At 64.1% G+C, this 16,910-nt stretch carries 18 protein-coding genes; 9 read left to right on the top strand and 9 right to left on the bottom strand.

Translation table 11 applies throughout. The features are described 5' to 3' along the window. The first annotated feature begins 87 nt into the window (after window positions 1-87). Complete coding sequence (rlmN, locus tag OE747_RS03265) at window positions 88-1,275, top strand: 23S rRNA (adenine(2503)-C(2))-methyltransferase RlmN (RefSeq protein ID WP_263827173.1); 1,188 nt, start codon at window positions 88-90, stop codon at window positions 1,273-1,275. 3 nt (window positions 1,276-1,278) lie between these two features. On the opposite strand, the gene OE747_RS03260 is transcribed toward rlmN, so the two are convergent. Further along, on the bottom strand, window positions 1,279-1,620 hold the full coding sequence (locus OE747_RS03260) for a hypothetical protein (protein WP_263827172.1): 342 nt from the start codon (window positions 1,618-1,620) through the stop codon (window positions 1,279-1,281). Further along, window positions 1,617-2,537, bottom strand: a complete 921-nt coding sequence (locus OE747_RS03255; protein ID WP_263827171.1) for a DnaJ C-terminal domain-containing protein — start codon at window positions 2,535-2,537, stop codon at window positions 1,617-1,619. Before OE747_RS03255 ends, OE747_RS03260 begins: the two co-directional genes overlap by 4 nt. Before the next feature lie 168 nt (window positions 2,538-2,705). On the opposite strand from OE747_RS03255, the gene OE747_RS03250 reads away from it, so the two are divergent. Further along, on the top strand, window positions 2,706-3,092 hold the full coding sequence (locus tag OE747_RS03250; RefSeq protein ID WP_263827170.1) for a hypothetical protein: 387 nt from the start codon (window positions 2,706-2,708) through the stop codon (window positions 3,090-3,092). A gap of 3 nt (window positions 3,093-3,095) precedes the next feature. Here OE747_RS03250 and OE747_RS03245 read toward each other — a convergent pair whose 3' ends face one another. Next, window positions 3,096-4,214: a cystathionine gamma-lyase gene (locus tag OE747_RS03245; protein ID WP_263827169.1), complete on the bottom strand. Its 1,119-nt coding sequence runs from the start codon at window positions 4,212-4,214 to the stop codon at window positions 3,096-3,098. Between the two features lie 236 nt (window positions 4,215-4,450). Between OE747_RS03245 and OE747_RS03240 the strand changes: the two genes are divergently transcribed. After that, the gene (locus tag OE747_RS03240) at window positions 4,451-4,660 is read left to right on the top strand and encodes a hypothetical protein (protein ID WP_263827168.1); all 210 of its coding nucleotides are present in this window, start codon (window positions 4,451-4,453) and stop codon (window positions 4,658-4,660) included. A 16-nt stretch (window positions 4,661-4,676) separates the two neighbouring features. On the opposite strand, the gene OE747_RS03235 is transcribed toward OE747_RS03240, so the two are convergent. Both OE747_RS03235 and OE747_RS03230 read right to left on the bottom strand, forming a co-directional pair. After that, a complete protein-coding gene (locus tag OE747_RS03235) occupies window positions 4,677-4,964 on the bottom strand; it encodes a hypothetical protein (RefSeq protein WP_263827167.1) in 288 nt (95 codons plus the stop codon). Window positions 4,965-5,012: 48 nt separating this feature from the next. Then, window positions 5,013-5,855, bottom strand: a complete 843-nt coding sequence (locus OE747_RS03230) for an LOG family protein (protein ID WP_263827166.1) — start codon at window positions 5,853-5,855, stop codon at window positions 5,013-5,015. Window positions 5,856-5,944: 89 nt separating this feature from the next. Between OE747_RS03230 and OE747_RS03225 the strand changes: the two genes are divergently transcribed. Both OE747_RS03225 and dapD read left to right on the top strand, forming a co-directional pair. Next, window positions 5,945-6,865 carry a threonine/serine dehydratase gene (locus OE747_RS03225; RefSeq protein WP_263827165.1) on the top strand — a complete coding sequence of 307 codons (921 nt, stop codon included), beginning with the start codon at window positions 5,945-5,947 and terminating at the stop codon, window positions 6,863-6,865. A gap of 120 nt (window positions 6,866-6,985) precedes the next feature. After that, a complete protein-coding gene (gene dapD, locus OE747_RS03220; protein WP_263827164.1) occupies window positions 6,986-7,813 on the top strand; it encodes a 2,3,4,5-tetrahydropyridine-2,6-dicarboxylate N-succinyltransferase in 828 nt (275 codons plus the stop codon). A gap of 61 nt (window positions 7,814-7,874) precedes the next feature. On the opposite strand, the gene OE747_RS03215 is transcribed toward dapD, so the two are convergent. Further along, window positions 7,875-9,446, bottom strand: coding sequence for a choice-of-anchor L domain-containing protein (locus OE747_RS03215; protein ID WP_263827163.1), 1,572 nt, complete (start codon window positions 9,444-9,446; stop codon window positions 7,875-7,877). Window positions 9,447-9,601: 155 nt separating this feature from the next. On the opposite strand from OE747_RS03215, the gene OE747_RS03210 reads away from it, so the two are divergent. Beyond that, window positions 9,602-9,943 (top strand): hypothetical protein, encoded by a 342-nt coding sequence (locus tag OE747_RS03210; protein ID WP_263827162.1) that lies wholly within the window; start codon window positions 9,602-9,604, stop codon window positions 9,941-9,943. Window positions 9,944-9,949: 6 nt separating this feature from the next. Here the strand turns inward: OE747_RS03210 and OE747_RS03205 are convergent, their stop codons facing one another. Next, the gene (locus OE747_RS03205; protein WP_263827161.1) at window positions 9,950-11,005 is read right to left on the bottom strand and encodes a transporter substrate-binding domain-containing protein; all 1,056 of its coding nucleotides are present in this window, start codon (window positions 11,003-11,005) and stop codon (window positions 9,950-9,952) included. A 137-nt stretch (window positions 11,006-11,142) separates the two neighbouring features. Between OE747_RS03205 and OE747_RS03200 the strand changes: the two genes are divergently transcribed. Beyond that, complete coding sequence (locus OE747_RS03200; protein WP_263827160.1) at window positions 11,143-12,801, top strand: amidohydrolase; 1,659 nt, start codon at window positions 11,143-11,145, stop codon at window positions 12,799-12,801. A gap of 15 nt (window positions 12,802-12,816) precedes the next feature. Here the strand turns inward: OE747_RS03200 and OE747_RS03195 are convergent, their stop codons facing one another. Both OE747_RS03195 and OE747_RS03190 read right to left on the bottom strand, forming a co-directional pair. Further along, entirely contained in the window at window positions 12,817-13,911 is a 1,095-nt protein-coding gene (locus tag OE747_RS03195) for a Hint domain-containing protein (RefSeq protein ID WP_263827159.1), read from the bottom strand. 1 nt (window position 13,912) lies between these two features. Next, window positions 13,913-15,487 carry a Hint domain-containing protein gene (locus tag OE747_RS03190; RefSeq protein WP_263827534.1) on the bottom strand — a complete coding sequence of 525 codons (1,575 nt, stop codon included), beginning with the start codon at window positions 15,485-15,487 and terminating at the stop codon, window positions 13,913-13,915. Between OE747_RS03190 and OE747_RS03185 the strand changes: the two genes are divergently transcribed. Beyond that, window positions 15,423-15,749 carry a hypothetical protein gene (locus OE747_RS03185; RefSeq protein ID WP_263827545.1) on the top strand — a complete coding sequence of 109 codons (327 nt, stop codon included), beginning with the start codon at window positions 15,423-15,425 and terminating at the stop codon, window positions 15,747-15,749. The two genes, OE747_RS03190 and OE747_RS03185, sit on opposite strands and share 65 nt — an antisense overlap. An 18-nt stretch (window positions 15,750-15,767) precedes the next feature. After that, window positions 15,768-16,910 carry a succinyl-diaminopimelate desuccinylase gene (gene dapE / locus OE747_RS03180; protein ID WP_263827158.1) on the top strand — a complete coding sequence of 381 codons (1,143 nt, stop codon included), beginning with the start codon at window positions 15,768-15,770 and terminating at the stop codon, window positions 16,908-16,910.

Here is a 16,910-nt window from a genome sequence, read left to right as displayed (position 1 = left end):
ACCTGCCCGGCGCCAAGGCGAAATCTTTTGATCTTCGCCGGGTTTCCTATATAGAGGCACATTCACGCCCGAGACCCGAGTCTGTCCATGTCCGTCAAAGCTCCAATCACCCAGGATGTCCTGACCCTTCCCCGCAAGCTGCCCGAGGGAAAGATCAACCTTATCGGGCTGACCCGCGACCGGATGCGTGAGGTGCTGATCGAACATGGCACGCCCGAGAAACAGGCCAAGATGCGGGTGGGCCAGATCTGGCAATGGATCTATCAATGGGGCGTGCGCGACTTCGATGCGATGACCAACCTGGCCAAGGCGTACCGCGCGCAGCTTGCCGAGCATTTCACCATCGAAATCCCCGAAGTCGTGACCCGGCAAGTGTCCGAGGACGGCACCCGAAAGTATCTGGTCCGCATCGCGGGCGGGCACGAGGTGGAGGTGGTCTATATCCCTGAAGAGGATCGCGGCACGCTGTGTATCTCGTCGCAGGTGGGCTGCACGCTGACCTGTTCGTTCTGCCATACCGGTACCCAGAAGCTGGTGCGCAATCTGACCGCCGCCGAGATCGTGGGCCAGATCATGATGGCGCGCGACGATCTGGGCGAATGGCCCGTTCCCGGCGCGCCCAAGGATGAAACCCGCCTGCTCAGCAACATCGTGCTGATGGGCATGGGCGAGCCGCTCTATAACTTCGAGAACGTGCGCGACGCGATGAAGATCGCCATGGACCCCGAAGGCATCCAGCTGTCACGTCGGCGCATCACCCTGTCGACCAGCGGCGTTGTGCCCGAGATCGCGCGGACGGCGGAAGAGATTGGCTGCCTTCTGGCGATCTCGTTCCATGCCACCACGGACGAGGTGCGCGACGTACTGGTGCCGATCAACAAGCGCTGGAACATCGAAGAACTGCTGACGGCGCTGGCGGCCTATCCCAATGCGTCGAATTCCGAGCGGATCACGTTCGAATACGTGATGCTCGACGGGGTGAACGACAGCGACGCGGATGCCCATCGCCTGCTGGACCATATCAAGCGCCACAAGATCCCGGCCAAGATCAACCTGATTCCGTTCAACGAATGGCCCGGCGCGCCCTACAAACGGTCGTCGAACAACCGCATTCGCGCATTCGCCAACATCATCTATCAGGCGGGCTATGCCGCGCCGATCCGCAAGACGCGGGGCGACGATATCATGGCCGCCTGCGGGCAGTTGAAATCGGCCACCGAACGGGCGCGCAAATCCAGAAAGCAGATCGAGGCCGAGGCCGGTCTGGGCGACTGACGCTCAGTCGCCGAACCGATGGCTGATGAGCCGGTCGGCTATGTCGCGCCGGACCTCTTCGGGTTGCGCGTCGAGCGCCTGTATCAGGCCGCGCATCTCGGCGCGCACTCCGTGTAGCTGGTCGATGAGCGAGATCATCAGACCGATGGCCTCGGGCTCGGCCTCGTACTGGTCGTGCAGGTCACAAGCCAGTTCCAGCCGCGCAATGTCGATCTCCTGATACATCGGGCCGGTCTCGGTCTGGGCCGGGATCACGATATGGGCGGCGCAGTATTCGACCAGGCGCCCCTCGGTCAGGCGTGACACACGGGCGATGACTTCGCTTTCGCTGAAGAACGGGGTCATGTCGGCATCCCCTTTCTTGGATTGTACGAATGGGATTTGCGCCAGTTCTCCATGAAATCGCGCAACCTGTCGTCGACGCGGTCGGGCATGATGATGGTGATCTCGACCAGTTGGTCGCCCCGCCCGGTGCCGCCACGCTGGCGCACGCCCTTGCCCTTGAGCCGCAGTGTCTTGCCGCTGCTGGTGCCGGGCGGGATGGTCACGGCGACCGGCCCGTCTATGGTCGGCGTCGCCACCTTGCCGCCCAGCACCGCCTCGTCCAGTGTGATCGGCAGGGTCAGTTGAATATCGTCGCCATCGCGTCGGAATACGGGGTGCGGCGCCACCGAGATCGTGACCAGCGCATCGCCCGCAGGCCCGCCGCCAAAGCCCGGATCCCCCTTGCCGCGCAGCCGGATCGTCTGGCCGTCGGCGACCCCGACCGGGATGCTGACCTCGAGCCGGTCGCCACCCGGCAAAGTGATCGGTTTGGTCGCGCCAAACACCGCGTCCAGAAACGAGATCTGCATCGCATAGCGGCGATCCTGCCCCGGCGCGCGATACTCGTGAGTGCGTCCCGCACCGCCCTGCCTGCGCATGAACTCGGCAAAGATGTCGGACATGTCCTCGTACTCGCCCTGTGCCTGGGCGCGGCGATAGGGGTTACCGGCGGCTTCGGAATGGCTGCGGTAATACTGTTGCTGCGGTTTCTCCTGGCCCGAGGCGTCGATCTCGCCCCGGTCGAACCGGGCGCGGGTTTCAGGATCTTTCAGGAGATCATAGGCCGCGGCGGCCGCCTTGAACCGCGCCTCGGCTGTGGCATCCCCCGGTTTCAGGTCCGGGTGACACTCCTTGGCGATCTTGCGATACGCTTTCTTGATTTCATCCTGCGACGCATTCCTGGACAGTCCAAGGGCCGCATAGGGGTCGGTGCTCATGTCTGGCTCGTCATCCGTGTCTGGCGCGTTTCCCGCACCGGGGATTAGATCACGAGGCAAGGCATGCCGCAAAGAGGCGTCTTGGCGCAGCGATCCAAGTGGCGGTTTTTCTGGTTTTTTCGCCTCGGGCGTATAACATCCGGTAAAGATTAACGAGGAGTATCGGACGTGTATCGCACCATGCTGTCAATTGCGGCCGTTCTGGCCGGTAATGCCGTCGGTCTCTTGCTGGCCGCGCTCTTGCTCGACGGGTTTTCCATCGCGCCCCTGTCGTTCATCTTTGTCGTGGCAATCTTTTCGCTGATCCAGGTGGTGGCGGGGCCGCTGATCAACAAGCTCAGCGAAAAGAACCTGCCCGCGCTCCAGGGCGGGGTGGCGCTGGTCGTCATCTTTGTGGGCCTGCTCGTGACCGAGATGCTGACATCCGGCCTGGTGATCGGCGGCGCGACGAACCTGCTGCTCGCCACGCTCTTGGTCTGGATCGGGGCGCTGATCGCCGGGATCGTGCTGCCGATCTACGTGTTCAAGGAACTGCGGGAAAACAAGGCGAAATAGCGCTCAGACCACCCCGTCGAGCGACGTTTTCAACGCTTGCCACAGTTCTTCAACCGGCTCGCAGCCGATCGAGAGGCGGACAAAGCCGGGATCGACCGCATCGCCCCAGCGGATGCGGCGCTCGGCCGAGCTGTGGACGCCGCCGAACGAGGTGGCCGGTCGCAGCAGCGGGCATGTGTTGATGAACCGCTCGGCCTTGTCGGCATTTTCCAGCGTCAGCGACATCAGGAAACCGAACCGCCGCATCTGACCGCGTGCCAGATTATGCGCCGGGTCCGTCGGCAGGCCCGGATACCGGAGCGCCCTGACCACGGGATGTTGTGCCAGGCGCGGGGCCAGAACCTCGGCCGAGGCGCACATCCGGTCGTAGCGCACCTCCAGCGTTTCCAGCCCGCGATGCAAGAGCCAGGCCTCGTGCGGGCCGGGGATGGCGCCGGAAATGCGGCGCCAGTCGTCCACCGCCTGCAACAGATCACTGTTGCGGGTGGCGACATGGCCCATCAGCAGGTCGGAATGGCCGCCCATCGCCTTGGTGTCCGAGGCGACCACCATGTCGATGCCCAGGTCGAGCGGTCGCTGTCCCAGCGGCGTCATCGTGGTGTTGTCGCAGATCGTGATCCCGCCCGCAGCGCGCACCGCACCCGCGACGGCCGCCAGGTCGATCAGGTCCAGGCCAGGGTTCGACGGCGTTTCCAGGAACACCACGTCAAACCCGGCAAACCCTCCGGCGGCGAATTCCGCGGTTGGGCGTTCGACAACCTCGACCCCCAACTGGCGCAGATAACGGTCGGACAACAGCCGCGTCACGTAATAGCCGTCGCCGGGGATCAAGAGTCGCTGGCCCGCCTTCAGCGTGGCAAACAGCGCCGCCGAGATCGCCCCCATGCCGGACGGAAAGATACGGCAGGGCGCCGCTTCAAGATGCTCCAGCGCATGTTCAAGCGCCACCCAGGTCGCGTTGTGCACCCGGCCGTAGTTGGAGAAAGTCTCAGGCTCGCCGGGCAGGTGGTACATGCTGGACTGTACCAGCGGCAGGGCCACAGGATCGCCTTTGGACAAGGCATTGCCGCGCAGATGCAAAAAGGCGCCCATGGCGGGGCCTTGGCGTTCGGTGTCGTCCATTCCCGGTCTCCGATGATCTTCGACGCAGGTCTAGCACCCTGTCCGCAGGGCCGAAAGAGGCGCGTGCGTTTGCGCTTCTTTCTGGTCTGAAATACTCCGGGGGAGCCGCAGCTTTGCTGCGGCGGGGGCAGAGCCCCCCTTTTTTGCCCGCCCTCATTTTTCCTCATTCGCGTTCAATTTCCGCCCCGATCAACAGTCAGTTTCGAAATTGGCAACAACGCCATGGAGGACAGGAAATGGCACAGGCAGATATCGGTGGCGCGATGATTGAAGCAGGCGTTCTGGACCTGCTGCAACGCGAACGCGCCAAGGCGCTGAGCGCGCGCGAATGGAAATTCCGGTTGATGGGCTACGGCTATGGCATCAAGGACGTCAAGGGCGCCCAGGTGGTGACCAAGCTGCCGCAGGGTATCGAACTGGGCATTCTGCCCGCACATATGAACTGATCGGGTTGTTCCCCGGTCAGACCGAAACCGACGCAGGTCCGCCCATGGCGTGGGTCATGGTGCCGCCTTCGGCCGGGTCGGTATCCTTGCGTATGTGCAGGACGGTGTCCCGAACCCGATTCCAGGTGCCTTCGTCGGGATAGATCATCACGATCAGCCCCTCGGTCGGGCTTATCCGTACGAGATGGCCGCCCACTGCGCCCATCGCCTTGATCTGATTCAGTTTGTCCCGCGCGCTGGCGATCAGCGCGGTCTCGTTCAACGACGCATCATAGGTCCAGCTGGATACGGTCACATAGGCCATCACGTCCTCCCGCCTTGGCTCAGCGAGGACAGTCTAGCACGAATCGCCTCAGCGGCCGGGGATACTGTCGCGTGGGGGCGCCGGTTCCCAGTTTTCGATGATATCCACCGCCTCCTGAGCGGTTTCGACAAAGCGGAACAGGTCCAGATCCTCGGCCGAGATCGTGCCGGCATCGGCCAGCGCCTCCCAGTTGATCACCCGTTCCCAGAAGTCACGTCCGAACAGCAGGAAGGGCACCCGCTCCATCCGGCCGGTCTGGATCAGGGTCAGGGATTCGAACAGCTCGTCCAGCGTGCCGAACCCGCCCGGAAAAATGGTGATCGCCCGCGCGCGCATCAGAAAATGCATCTTGCGGATCGCGAAATAGTGGAAGTTGAAGCTCAGTTCCGGCGTCACATAGGCGTTCGGTGCCTGTTCGTGCGGCAGCACGATGTTGAGCCCGATGGAACAGCCGCCCGCCTCTTGTGCGCCCCGGTTGCCCGCCTCCATCACGCCGGGTCCGCCGCCGGTGCAGATCACCATTTCCTGGCACCCGCTGAGTTTCGACTTCTCGGTGATCAGGCGGGCGAATTCGCGCGCCTCGTCATAATATTTCGATAGCTCCGCCAACGTCTGGGTGCGGGCCTTGTCCTTGTCGGCGGGGGCAGGAATGCGGGCGCCGCCGAACAGGACCACGGTCGAGGTGATGTTGCGCTCGGCCATCATCATTTCCGGCTTGAGCAGTTCCAGTTGCAGCCGCACCGGGCGCAGCTCGTCGCGGCACAGGAAATCTTCGTCGGCAAAGGCGAGCCGGTAGGCCGCCGAGCGGGTCTGCGGCGTGTCCGGGACGTGGCGTGCCGTCGAGCGGTCGGTATGGGCGTCGCGGAACGGGCTTTGGCGGTCGTCTCTCATGGCGCGGGCTTCCCTGCTTGCGTCTTTCTCTCTGAGCTATAGGGTTCGCGGGGCAAGTGCCAGAGGCAGAGCGGCAAAGAGGGCGAGAGATGGACTGGACGGCAGAGATTTCGGCGGCGGCGGAGCGTATCGCGGGGCATGTGCAGGTGACGCCGGTGATGGTGACGCAGGGCTTCGGCCTGTCCCATCCGGTCGAGATGAAGCTGGAGCACATGCAGCATACCGGCAGTTTCAAGGCACGCGGGGCCTTCAACACCTTGCTGGCCAGCGAGGTGCCCGCAGCTGGCGTGGTGGCCGCCTCGGGAGGAAATCACGGGGCGGCGGCGGCCTATGCGGCGGGCGCGCTGGGCCATCCGGCCAAGATATTCGTGCCCGAGATCGCGGGTCCCTCCAAGATCGCGTTGATCCGGGGCATTGGTGCCGATCTGGCGGTGGTGCCGGGTGAATATGCCAATGCGCTGACGCTGGCGCGTCAGCACGAGGCTGATACCGGCGCGATGCAGATCCATGCCTATGACGCGCCGCTGACGGTGGCGGGGCAGGGGACATGTTTTGCCGAATGGGACGCGCAGGGGCTGGCGGCCGATACGGTGCTGATCGCGGTCGGTGGTGGCGGGCTGATCGCGGGCGCGCTGGCCTGGTGGCAGGGGGCGCGCAAGGTAGTCGCGGTGGAGCCGGAGACCTCCTGTGCGCTCCATGCTGCGCTGGCGGCGAATGGGCCGGTCGATGTCGATGTGTCGGGTATTGCCGCAAATGCGCTGGGCGCGCGGCGGATCGGCGAGATCTGTTTCGGGCTTTCGCAGGGGTCGGTGACCTCGGTTCTGGTGCCCGATGCCGCCATCGCCCAGGCGCAGCGCGCGCTCTGGTCGGAACGGCGGATCCTGGTGGAGCCAGCGGGCGCCACGGCGCTGGCGGCGCTGATGTGTGGCGCCTATCGGCCGGAGCCGGGCGAACGGGTCGCGGTGCTGGTCTGTGGCGGCAATATCGCGCCCGATCCCTTTGCAGGCTAGAAAGAGGGCGTCTGTTGGGAGGCTTGGCGCAAACTGCTCAAGCCATGTCGCATTGCGCCAAGGCCCGCGCTTGCGTATAGGCGACACCAACATCACGCATTGATCAGGGAGCAAGACCTCATGTCCAACGCACAGCTGGAAGCCGCCATCGAGGCCGCCTGGGAGGCCCGCGACACAATCACCCCCGCAACCACGGGTGAGGCCCGCGAGGCTATCGAGGAAACCCTGAACGCGCTGGATGGTGGCACACTTCGCGTTGCCGAGAAACAGGCCGATGGCAGCTGGCACGTGAACCAGTGGGCGAAGAAGGCGGTGCTGCTGGGCTTCCGCATCAAGGATATGGAAATCCAGTCGGGCGGCCCGCAGGGTGGCGGCTGGTGGGACAAGGTGGACAGCAAGTTCGCCGGCTGGGGTGAGAACCAGTGGAAGGCCGCGGGCTTTCGCGCGGTGCCCAACTGCGTGGTGCGCAAATCGGCCTATATCGCGCCGGGCGTGGTTCTGATGCCGTCCTTCGTCAACCTCGGCGCCTATGTCGATAGCGGCACCATGGTCGATACCTGGGCCACGGTGGGTTCCTGCGCGCAGATCGGCAAGAACGTGCATCTGTCGGGCGGCGTCGGCATTGGCGGCGTGCTGGAGCCGATGCAGGCCGGCCCCACCATCATCGAGGACAATTGCTTTATCGGTGCCCGCTCCGAGGTGGTCGAGGGCTGCATCATCCGCGAGGGTTCGGTGCTGGGCATGGGCGTCTATATAGGCAAGTCGACCAAGATCGTCGATCGCGAGACCGGCGAAGTCATGTATGGCGAAGTGCCGCCCTATTCGGTGGTGGTCTCGGGGTCGATGCCGACGACCGGCGGCATCAGCCTCTATTGCGCGGTGATCGTCAAGCGTGTTGACGAGAAGACCCGGTCCAAGACCGGCATCAACGAGTTGCTGCGCGACTGATCCGGCAGCACGGATTCCGAACCAGGCCGCGGCAGGGTTTGCCGCGGCTTTTCCATGTCTGTCAGGCGCGCAACAGGGCCCGCGCCTCGTATCCGCGCAGTGCCGGGCGCACCGATGGGCCATAGCCATAGCCCGGCGCCGAGAGATCCGGCATCAGGCGCAGGACCTCATCGCGGGTTTCGCGATCGAAGGCGCTGAGCGACAGGTCGCCCGGGTGATAGCTTTCGCTTTCCAGCCCGTCTGCGCAAATCACCTGATGCCGGTCAAACAGGATATGGACGTAAACCACCGGCAAACCGTCGGCGCAGCGGCGGATCGTGTGCCCGTTTTCCAGGTCCTTCGCCTTGACCAGAACCTCGGCCGCACCGAACAGCAGCTCGGATCGCGGCAGTTCCAGCAATATCCGGTGGTTGGGGGACACCGCCACGGCGCCATGCCGCCCCAGTGCGCCCCGGGAGATCAGGATGGGGGCGTCGGCCCCTTCGGCGATGCGCCGGGTGTGTCCGACCCAGCGCACGGGCTGCGGGCCGTGATCCTTGGTGAACACCTTGTCGCCGGGCCTGAGGGTTTCGACGGCGATCTTGCCTTGCGGCGTGTCGATCAGGGTGCCCGCGACGAAACACGGGGTCGTGTTGATCGTGACAAAGGCAATGTCGGTGTTTCCCGCCGCATCCGTCACCTGATAGGAAAACGCGTTCGAGCTTGCCTCGGACCCGTCGGAATCGATGGTAAAGGTTCCATCGGCGTTCAGGGTGATGGTTTCGCCGGTGGACAGCGTCACGGTATCCCCAGCCGAGACCGGCTGTCCATTGATCATGGTGATGGTGAGCGTTCCGCCCGCCGCCGAACTGTCATTCGCCAGCACATCGACCGTCTCCGCGTTTCCGCCGGTCACCTCGACCGTGTCATCTTCGGCGATCAGGGCGGTCTGGATGGAGTCGCCAGCGATCAGGAGGTTGGAATCGTATGCCCCGTCCCCGGCATCGGCGATGGCGATCTTGATCGTGTTGATCTCGCCGGGATTGACCGGCGCCTTGAGCGTCAGCGTGACAGTGAACCCGTCCATCTCGGTATTGGCGATCTCGGCGTTGGCCGGATTGTCGACATATAGGTTCGAATTCGATTCATCGTTGATATTGTCGATGGTGATATCGCCATCGCCGATGGTCAGTTCCGCCTGAACACCGTTGACCCATATGCCAACCGCGTCATTGAAGCCGGAACCCACATATTCGAGATACTCCTCGGATGAAAACACCACCTGCATGGTCAGTGTGGAGCCTTCTGGGACAAAACTGGCCTCGAAAACCGCCGCGTCATAGGTCTGCGCGCCGGCCATCTGTGTCAGTTGCGAGTCGCCCGCGAGTTGATGATTTGTGCTGGTTCCGGCAGAGGTATTGGCGTCACCGGAACTGTTGGTGATCGCGGTCGCGTTGCCGGTGGAGAGGATCACGCCGGTGTCCGATGGCGTGATGTCGGGTGCGACGGTATCGCCGTCCGAATAGATGCCCGAGGCCGAGGCGGCGCCGGTGTAGTCGGCTGACACGATCTGAATCCCGTTGCCGAACATGGCATTGGCCATGTCCATGGCCGAGGCTGAGGTGTCGATGGGCAATTCGCTGGCAGTGGGCATCGGGCGGGGATCCGGTCAGTTGGTTCCTGCCCGGGATAGCCCGCCCAGCTTTCCAATCTCTTTACCCCGGGCCGCGCCAACGCGGATCCGGGGTGCGATTTCCGGACAGTTTGTATCAAGTTGACGTCTTGCGGGGCGCGCGCTAAGGCGACGCCATGGAAAAGCCCAAGAAACAATCCCGCCAGCAGGTGTTCACACTTGTCGTCCAGATCGGACGCAAGGCAGGCGATGGTCTGCCTGAGGGCGCCACCGGCGCCGCGCTGATGTGTTATGCCAGCGGCGTGGACGAGGCCGAGGCGGTGCGCGAAACGGTGGCGATCCTGAAACAGGCCGATACCGCGCCGCTGGATGTCACCGGGTACGGCACGCTGGAAGAGCGCGAGGCGCAGGGCCACGAGATCGACGCCGAAGAGCGCGAACTGATGCAGCGGGCGCTGGACGAGAACGCGGTGATCGTGGCGCAGATGACGCCGTTCTTTGGCGACGAGGCTGACTGAGCGGGCTCAGTTCCGCGCGCCGAACCATTTGCGATAGATCTGGTCATAGGTGCCGTCCTCGCGCAGGGCGAGCAGGGCCTGGTTTACCTCTTCCACCCGGGCCGAGCCGGTGGGGAAGGCGATGCCATAGTTTTCCCGCAAGAATACCGACCCGGTGGTCGCGGCCTTGCCCCGGCCGCGATGGGTGGCGTAATAGGCCAGGATCGGCGCGTCGAATACCAGCGCATCGACATTGCCGTCTTCGAAGGCCGTCAGCATCGTTTCCAGCCCGTCATAGGCGGCAAAGTCGATCTCGCGGCGCGACAGGAAGGCGGCAGCGGTCGAGCCTTCGACCGTTCCCACGCTGCGACCGTAGAGGTCATTGACCGAGTTGACCGAACCGCTGATCGCCTCGACCGTCATCACCGACGTGATGCGGGCGGTGAACACCGAAACGATGAACAGCGACGACACCACCAGCAGAACCCCGAACATGCGCCCAAAGGCGGTGCGCGGCACGCGCTCCTCGAAGCCGCCATTGACCACCAGGTTCAGCGCCCACCAGAACGAGGGAAACCAGGCCTCGTCCAGCGACCGGTCGAAATAGGGCTGGGCGCGGCGTTCGAAATACCACATGACCATGCCGCCGGTCAGCAGGATGACAAAGGCGATGCCGATGGCCAGAAACAGATCGCGCGACATCAACGCGCGCAGCAGCGCCGGAACAGCCGATTGTTCTTCGGGCACAAGAATCTGCAAGCCGGATTCAAAGATCGGCTGGCTGAAATCCATTCGCGTTTCCCGCGCCGCCGTGATCGAGATATTGGCAATGGCCAAATCGGCCTCACCCGTCTGGACGGCATTGAGCATGTCGGCGAATCTGTCGATCCGCTCGATGTTGTACTGCCAGCCCAGTGTTTCCGACAGCGCCGCCAGCAGGTCCATCGAGAACCCGGCCTCGCCACCCTTGTCGGCAAAGGAAAACGGCGGACGCTCGACCGTGGCGACGGTGAGCGTTTGTGCCAAGAGGCCCTGGCCCCAGAACACGGCCAGAGTTGTCAGGGAAAGAAACAATTTGCGCATTGTTTGGTCACGTCCGGTTTTTAGACCCTTTAAGCGGGTCTCCTCTTGCAGGCAACCCGGCCCTGAGGTCACTCTGCCAGCAAACAAGGGCAATGTGCCGGGAAGGCAACCGGTATCGGGATTGGGGAGCATGTGGAATGCACAGAGCCGACAGCATCATTCTGGGCGGGCGGGTCCTGACCCAGGACCCGGGCAATCCAAGGGCCGAGGCGCTGGCGATCGCGGGCGGGCGGATTCTGGCCGTCGGGTCGGATGCCGAGATGCGCGCGCTGGCGGGGGCCGAGACCGAGGTGATCGAGGCCGGCGGCGCGACCGTGCTGCCCGGGTTTGTCGAAAGCCACCTGCATCTCTTCATCGGCGGGGCCGAGTTGGACCAGGTGCATCTGCACGGCACCGCCGATCCGGAAACGGCGCGGCGCAAGCTGGCCGAAGGGGCGGCACGCAGCCCCGGTTCGGGGCTGCTGGTGGCGCAGGGGCCGGGATATGCGCTGTTTGATGGGCGGGTGCCGCGCCTGCTGCTGGATGATCTGATGCCGGACCGCCCGCTGGCGCTGGTGGCCGATGATCACCACACGGTCTGGGCCAACACGCGGGCTCTGGAGCAGGCGGGTGTGCTGCACGGGCGTGAAACCCCGGATGGGCATGAGGTGGTGATGGGCGACGACGGGCTGGCCAATGGCATGCTGCTGGAACCCGAAGCCTATGCGCCGGTGCTGAGCCTGAGCGGCTATTACCGCGCGATGCAGGGTCTGGCGGTGGGCACCGAGCCGGACCCGGCACCGGATGCCGCCCAGCGCGCCGGGGATCTGGAGGCGCTGGCGCGCGGTCTGGCGCATGCCAACGCGCATGGGGTGACGTCGATCGTGAACATGGATGGCAACCTTTACACGCTCGACCTGCTCGACCAATTGCGCGCCGAAGGGCGGCTGACGGCGCGGGTACGGGTGCCGTTCCATTTCCTGCCCGAGATGGACGAGGCCGAGCTGGAGCGCGCCAGCGAGATGCACGCGCGCTGGAATGACGAGTGGCTGGCCTCGGGCTTTGTCAAACTGTTCATGGATGGGGTGATCGAAAGCAACACCGCCTTCATGAAGGCGGATTATCCAGGCCGTCCCGGATGGCGTGCGCATGGCCGGTTTTCGGCCGAACGTTTTACCCGCCTTGCGACCGATATCGACCGGCGGGGATTGCAGATCGCGGTGCATTCCATCGGCGATGCGGCGACCTCGCGCGTGCTCGATGGCTATGCGGCGGCGCGCGCTGCCAACGGCGACAGTGGTCTGCGCCACCGGATCGAGCATATCGAGGTGATCGACCCGGCCGATATTCCGCGTCTGGCCGAACTTGGTGTGATCGCCTCGATGCAGCCGATGCACGTGCCGGGGACAGGGTTTCCGCTGGAACCGGCGCAGAGCGCCATCGGGCGCGCACGCTGGCCGGACAGCTATCCGGTGCGTCGGATCAAGGATGCCGGTATTGCCGTCGCGCTGGCGTCGGACTGGCCGGTGACCGACATTTCGGTGATGCGAGGCATTCATGCCGCAGTGACCCGGCAAAGCTGGTGCACCGAACAGGCCGATCCGCGCCTGACGCTCGCCGAGACGCTGGAGGGCTATACGCTGGGCGGTGCATTTGCCGAGCGGACCGAGACGATCAAGGGCAGCCTGACGCCCGGCAAGCTGGCCGACGTGATCATCCTGGACACTGACCTGGAGGCTATCGAGCCCGCCGATCTGGACCGGGTAATGGTGCGCCGCACGATCTGTGGCGGGCGCACCGTCTATCAGCAGGCGTGAAGCGCCGCGCGCCGCTCAGGCGGCGCGGGCCTCTGCCAGGATACGGGCGTCGAACGACCGCAGGACCATGTGGCTGGGCCGCCCATGGTCGGGCAACCGACTGCGCTCGCATCCTGCAAGCACGCTGGCGGCCAGATGCAGGGGGCGACGATGCAGCCTGCCGATATAGAGGCTTTCGGCCAGCGTTCCCGCGGTGACCATGGCTTCGCCCGAGGGCAGCAGCAGCTGCGAATAGGTGATCGTCAACCCGGCGCGCGCGGGCATGACCGAATGGCCCCCGGCCAGATGGCGCGCCGAGACCAGCACTGCCTCGCGTCCGAACAGGTATTCAACCTCGGTTCCCGACAGCAGCAGCCGTTGCGACGGCGCCACCACGATGTTCTGGCGAAGTCCGAAATAGGGCCTGCGGATGGTCAGGGGCGCGGTGCTGCCAAAGGCTGGGACCGTGCGGCTGACCTTGTGCAGCACAGGCACCGCGTCGCCGCTGGCCGCGATCACCGTGTCGCCGCGCTGGATATTCCGCAACTCGCGATAGCCCGTCGGGGTTGCAATCGGCGTGTCCGGCAACAGCGATGGCATCGGACCAACAGGCTCGATCCGGTCGGACAGGGCGAAACAGACCAGATCCTGGGACACAAACCGGTGGCCGCCCTCGGTGAACAGCGCCCTGAGATCCTCGGTCCTGAGAGGGGATGGCGCGTCGATCTGCACCAGCAGCGGAAATTCGCGCTCTTCATGTTCCAGCGCGATCCAGCCCGCCCGCGCGGGTGCGTCCCAGGCATAGCTGAGCCTGAGGGTTTCAAGCCGCCCGCTGTCGGCCACGTTCAACACCTGATGCAGAACCGACCCGCCCTGGTTCACGATCAGGATCAACCCACCGCCGGGGATGGCCTGAAGGGACAGGTGGAACGGCCAGGCGCCCTGCCGTTCGTATTGCAGCAGGAACCTTGGCCGGTTCGCGTTTGGCAGACGGGTTTCGAAAACCAGGGTGCCGCGCACCATCAGGTCTTCTTCGGCGATGTTCCCCTGCGCCGCCGGGCGCTGCCGGGGCGTCAGCCCGTCGGGCGAGAACTTGTCGATGCCGGGGGCGGAAACGGCGATCCAGCTCATCTCAGGCCACCTTTCTTGGCGTCGCCAGCAATCGCGCCTCGTAATGGCGCAGGATCCGCCGGGCCGCCGGGCCGTAGCCCTCGCCGGTTCGCGGATCGAGTTCCGGAAACAGATCGCAGATTTCGGCGAGAACCGCGTCGTCGAACAGATTGCCGATCTGTGGTCCGGGAAGGAAGCTTTCGCTGGCCAGCCCCTCGGAATAGATCACTTCGTGCCGGTCGAACATGATATGGACATAGGTGACCCGTCCACCGGGGACTTGCAGCACGGTGCGCCCGTTGACCAGATCGGCGGCGGAAATCAGCACTTCGGGTTCACCGAACCACAATTCGCTGAGTACGTCGCGCACCAGGATCCGGTGCTGCGGCGAGACCATCAGGTCGCGATGCTGGCCAAGGGCCCCGGCCTTGATGAGGATGGGAGCGAAATTGCCGGTTGCATCGACGGTGTGCTCGCCGACCCAGCGGACCTCTTGCGCGCCATGGTCGCGCGTCAGCACCATGTCACCCGGCGTCAGCCGTTCGACCTGGCGTTCGCCATGGGGGGTGTCGATCAGTGTCCCGGCCACGAAACAGGGGATCGAATTGATATTGACCAACCCGGTATCGGTATTGGTGCCGTTGGTGACCGTATAGGTAAAGTTGAACTGCTCGACATCGCTGTCGCCAAAAACGGTGATGGTGCCGTCGGCGTTCAGTTGGACGCTCTGCCCTGTTTGCAGGGTGATGATACTGCCTGCCGTGACCGGTATGCCGTTCAGATGCGTGATGGTCAGCGTCGCGCCGGACGGGTTGATGTCGTTGTCCAGGATATCGAGCGTCACCTCGCCATCCGGATACATGTTGGTGTGATCGGTGACGGCGATCAGGCGGGTCTGCACGCTGTTGGCCGCGATCAGGAGGTTGGAGTCATAGCTGCTGTCCGAGACATCCGCGACCCCGATGCGAATGGTGTTCACGACACCGGGGATCACGTTCATCGTCAGGGTCATGGTGACCGTCAGGCCATCCATTTCCGTGTTATAGGCGTCGCCGGTATTGTCCAGAAACAGGTTCTGGTTGTTCGTCGAGTTGATGTTGCCGGGGTCGGCATCGCCATTGCCGATCTCCAGATCGGCCTGAACGCCATTGACCCAGACGCCGACAAAGTCCTGATAGATCGAGTTCTGGAATTCGGGGTATTCCTCGGACGAGAAGACGAACTGCATCGTCATCATGTTCGAATCCGGGATGAAACTGACATCCAGATACGACGCGTCATAGGTATTGGTGCCGGCGGCGGCATTGAAATCGGGGTTGTTGTTCTGCCCTGACGTGTTGGTCGAGGTGTTGGCCGACCGGTTCGGATCGCCGCTCGACTGGGTAAAGTCGCGGGCCCGACCGGTGGACAGGATGATCCCGCTATCACCCGGCGTCGCGCCGGGCGCCAACGCATCGCCATTGGAATAGATCGCCGACGATGGGCTCCAGCCCGAATAGGACGCCCCGACGACGGTCACCCCGTCGCCGAATATGGTCTGCGCCATCTGCATCGCAGATGCGCTGGTATTGTATGTCAGTTCGGCGCCCGTGGCCATGTTCTGCCCCAACCTGGTTCCGTCGAAGCAGAGCATTTGGGCCGGAATGATTCCGGTCCGACACGATGAACCGACCGCGTCTGATGCGCGGTTGTGTTCGGTTCAGCCTGTTCAAGGCGATATGCTCGAAACCCTGCCTCGGGTCTTGTTTTTATTTCGCAACCGTAACACGAACGAATTTGCGTTGTTAAGCGGATATCTGCGCAAAAGGCTTGGCAATGCTGCGTTTTCGTCACAAATGTGGCGTCCAGACGATCCGTAGCCGCCCAAGGAGTCCCCCATGACCACAGATGCCGCCCGGTTGACCGCCGATCTGATCCGTTGCGCCTCGGTTACGCCCGAGGATGATGGCGCGTTGGATGTGGTCGAGAATGTGCTCTCAGGGGCGGGTTTTTCCTGTGTCCGGGTTGATCGCGGCGGGGTGCGCAACCTGTTTGCACGCTGGGGCGACAAGGGGCATCCGCGCACCTTTGGGTTCAACGGGCATACCGATGTGGTGCCGGTGGGCGATGTGGCGGCCTGGACGATGCCGCCTTTTGGGGCGCAGGAGAAAGACGGGTTTCTCTATGGTCGCGGCGCGACGGACATGAAATCGGGCGTGGCGGCCTTTGCTGCCGCAGCGGTGGATTTTGTGACGCAGACACCGCCCGACGGGGCGGTGATCCTGACAATCACCGGCGATGAGGAGGGCGAGTCGATCGACGGCACCACGGCGCTGCTCGACTATATGGAGACGGCGGGCGAGCGGATGTCGGCCTGCCTGGTGGGGGAGCCCACCTGCCCCGACCACATGGGCGAGATGATGAAGATCGGGCGGCGCGGCTCGATGTCGGCCTGGTTCACGGTGACCGGCGTGCAGGGGCATTCGGCCTATCCGCACCGGGCCAAGAACCCGCTGCCGGCGATGGCGCGGCTGATGGACCGTTTGGCCAGTCACGAGCTGGATCAAGGCACCGACCACTTCGATGCGTCCACATTGGCGGTGGTCACCATCGACACCGGCAATACCGCGACCAACGTGATCCCGGCGCAATGCCGCGCGGCGGTCAACATCCGGTTCAACGATCTGCATTCGGGTGCCAGCCTGACCGCGTGGATGCAGGGCGAGGCCGACCGGGTGGCCGAGGCATTCGGCGTCACGGTCGAGATGAAGGTGAAAATCTCGGGCGAAAGCTTTCTCACCCCGCCCGGTGCGCTGTCCGATCTGGTGGCGGCTGCGGTCGAGGCGGAAACCGGGCTGGCGCCGGTGCTGTCGACCTCGGGAGGGACCTCGGACGCGCGCTTTGTCAAGGATCACTGCCCGGTGGTTGAGTTCGGGCTGGTGGGCCGCACCATGCACCAGGTGGACGAGCGGGTGGAGATTGCCCAGATCCATCAGCTCAAGGCCATTTATGGCCGGATCCTGCGGGACTATTTCTCCTGA

Source organism: Ruegeria aquimaris (assembly GCF_025751555.1).
Lineage (GTDB): Bacteria > Pseudomonadota > Alphaproteobacteria > Rhodobacterales > Rhodobacteraceae > Ruegeria_B > Ruegeria_B aquimaris.
Note: the sequence above shows the minus strand (reverse complement) of the source record. Positions and strands in the feature narration are given on the sequence as shown.

Coding starts and splice junctions, on each gene's coding strand:
- OE747_RS03260 (WP_263827172.1), bottom strand. CDS start 1,620: ATGACCCCGTTCTTCAGCGAAAGCGAAGTCATCGCCCGTGTGTCACGC.
- dapE (WP_263827158.1), top strand. CDS start 15,768: ATGACCACAGATGCCGCCCGGTTGACCGCCGATCTGATCCGTTGCGCC.
- OE747_RS03190 (WP_263827534.1), bottom strand. CDS start 15,487: ATGGCCACGGGCGCCGAACTGACATACAATACCAGCGCATCTGCGATG.
- OE747_RS03230 (WP_263827166.1), bottom strand. CDS start 5,855: ATGAGAGACGACCGCCAAAGCCCGTTCCGCGACGCCCATACCGACCGC.
- OE747_RS03225 (WP_263827165.1), top strand. CDS start 5,945: ATGGACTGGACGGCAGAGATTTCGGCGGCGGCGGAGCGTATCGCGGGG.
- OE747_RS03235 (WP_263827167.1), bottom strand. CDS start 4,964: ATGGCCTATGTGACCGTATCCAGCTGGACCTATGATGCGTCGTTGAAC.
- OE747_RS03215 (WP_263827163.1), bottom strand. CDS start 9,446: ATGCCCACTGCCAGCGAATTGCCCATCGACACCTCAGCCTCGGCCATG.
- OE747_RS03240 (WP_263827168.1), top strand. CDS start 4,451: ATGGCACAGGCAGATATCGGTGGCGCGATGATTGAAGCAGGCGTTCTG.
- rlmN (WP_263827173.1), top strand. CDS start 88: ATGTCCGTCAAAGCTCCAATCACCCAGGATGTCCTGACCCTTCCCCGC.
- OE747_RS03195 (WP_263827159.1), bottom strand. CDS start 13,911: ATGAGCTGGATCGCCGTTTCCGCCCCCGGCATCGACAAGTTCTCGCCC.
- OE747_RS03245 (WP_263827169.1), bottom strand. CDS start 4,214: ATGGACGACACCGAACGCCAAGGCCCCGCCATGGGCGCCTTTTTGCAT.
- OE747_RS03200 (WP_263827160.1), top strand. CDS start 11,143: ATGCACAGAGCCGACAGCATCATTCTGGGCGGGCGGGTCCTGACCCAG.
- OE747_RS03185 (WP_263827545.1), top strand. CDS start 15,423: ATGGTCTGCGCCATCTGCATCGCAGATGCGCTGGTATTGTATGTCAGT.
- OE747_RS03255 (WP_263827171.1), bottom strand. CDS start 2,537: ATGAGCACCGACCCCTATGCGGCCCTTGGACTGTCCAGGAATGCGTCG.
- OE747_RS03210 (WP_263827162.1), top strand. CDS start 9,602: ATGGAAAAGCCCAAGAAACAATCCCGCCAGCAGGTGTTCACACTTGTC.
- OE747_RS03205 (WP_263827161.1), bottom strand. CDS start 11,005: ATGCGCAAATTGTTTCTTTCCCTGACAACTCTGGCCGTGTTCTGGGGC.
- dapD (WP_263827164.1), top strand. CDS start 6,986: ATGTCCAACGCACAGCTGGAAGCCGCCATCGAGGCCGCCTGGGAGGCC.